The following is a 1,560-nucleotide window of genomic DNA, read 5'->3' as shown; positions in this document are numbered from 1 at the left end:
TCCCGGGCGCTGCGCCGCCGCGCCCAGCTCGGCGCCCCTCCCCCGGCCCGCGCGGTGCGGCGGCGTCGTCCGCAGCCCAGCGAGGCCGACCCGCCCCCGGCCGAGGACGACCCGTTCGCCGCGACCCCGGACGACGACATCGTCTTCTGAGGCGCTCACGGGCCGGTGCCCCACGGCACCGGACCGGCCCGGGCCCGGCCACCGGCCGCGAGCAGCCCGAGCGGGCCGAGCCGGACCGGGACCGACACCTCCACGGCGACGACGGCGCCGGGACCCACGGTGCAGCCGACCAGCTCGGCGCCGTTGTCCGCGGCCACCGCTGCTCCGGTGGCGCAGGCACCGGGGTCCCCCCGGACCGCTCGCACCGCCACCGCGAGGGCGCTGAGATCGGCCGCGGCACCGGCCCGGTGCCGCGCCACCACGGCCGCCCCGACCAGCACGGCGGCGGCACCCACCAGGGCGACCACTGCAGCCAGCGCCACCGTCCAGACCGTGGCGGACCCCCGCTCCCCGTCCCCCGGCGGCCGCAGCCGGTCACCGCGCAGGCGTCCGGTCAGGGCACGCGGTGACCGGATGCCGCTGCGGTGACCGGCTGCAGCCGCGCCGACCGGTCCGCGCCCGCTCACCCGGCACCCGGTTCGACCAGCGCGGTGGCAGTGGCGGAGACGGTGAGGGCCAGCGGCAGCGGGCCCAGCGGCTGCACCCGGGCCGACACGGTCACCTGCACCCGGTCACCGGTGGTGGCGGTGACGACGGTCGCGCCGTCGGGGCCGGCCCGCCCGGCGAGGTCGCTCACCACCGCCGCGGACTCACCACGGGCCGCCGCGCGGGCGCCTTCGCGCGAGCCGTCCACGCACCGCAGCTGCGCGCCGACCAGGACCACCGCGGCCACCGCGGCGGCCAGCACGACCAGCAGGACCGGGAGCACGACGGCGGTCTCGGCGGTGACCATGCCGCGCTCACGGTCCCGGGCCACCGTCAGGCCAGCGTGGCCAGGGCCCGCGACACCAGGGCGCCGAGTCCCGCGACCACCGAGTCGCCGGTGACCACCTGGTAGAGCACCGCGGCGAACGCGCAGGCCGCCACCGTGCCCACCGCGTACTCCGCGGTGCTCATCCCGTCCTCCGGGTCCGCCGTCACCCGCCGCACCCACCGCCACTCCCTCATGCCGCACCTCCCTCACCGGCCCGACCGTCGGACCTGGGAGGAGCCTGCGTGCACCGCCCCGGACCGGGACCCGGCGCCGGGCATCTGTGGACGACGGACCCGGGTGTGGACGACGGCGGGCACCTCGGCCGCGGATGTGCATCACCCGAGCACGTCGGCGGCGACGCCGAGCACCAGCGGCACCACACCCAGGCACAGGAACGCCGGCAGGAAGCAGGCACCCAGCGGGGCCAGTACCGCCACCCCGGCGCGCTGCACCGCCGCCGCGGTGGCCGCCCGGTGGGCAGCCCGCCGGTCCAGCGCGAGCGCGTGCAGCGCGGGCACCACCGACGACCCGGTCTCCCCCGCCCGCACGACCACCCGGGCCAGCGGTGCGGCGTCGGCGGGGACCCC

The 1,560-nt window shown here is 79.6% G+C and carries 4 protein-coding genes; all 4 read right to left on the bottom strand.

All coding sequences use genetic code 11. From position 1 onward, the window contains the following. Positions 1 to 155: 155 nt before the first annotated feature. A complete protein-coding gene (locus NH342_RS22915; protein ID WP_308200733.1) occupies positions 156 to 626 on the bottom strand; it encodes an Rv3654c family TadE-like protein in 471 nt (156 codons plus the stop codon). Next, positions 623 to 976 (bottom strand): TadE family type IV pilus minor pilin, encoded by a 354-nt coding sequence (locus tag NH342_RS22910; protein WP_253018668.1) that lies wholly within the window; start codon positions 974 to 976, stop codon positions 623 to 625. Before NH342_RS22910 ends, NH342_RS22915 begins: the two co-directional genes overlap by 4 nt. A 2-nt stretch (positions 977 to 978) precedes the next feature. Further along, positions 979 to 1,167, bottom strand: a complete 189-nt coding sequence (locus tag NH342_RS22905; RefSeq protein WP_253018666.1) for a DUF4244 domain-containing protein — start codon at positions 1,165 to 1,167, stop codon at positions 979 to 981. A gap of 141 nt (positions 1,168 to 1,308) precedes the next feature. After that, positions 1,309 to 1,560 (bottom strand): type II secretion system F family protein (locus tag NH342_RS22900; protein WP_374209502.1); only part of this gene is annotated, 252 nt, incomplete at its 5' end.

This window comes from Klenkia sp. PcliD-1-E (assembly GCF_024124375.1).
Lineage (GTDB): Bacteria > Actinomycetota > Actinomycetes > Mycobacteriales > Geodermatophilaceae > Klenkia.
This window is presented reverse-complemented; position numbering and strand designations above follow the sequence as displayed.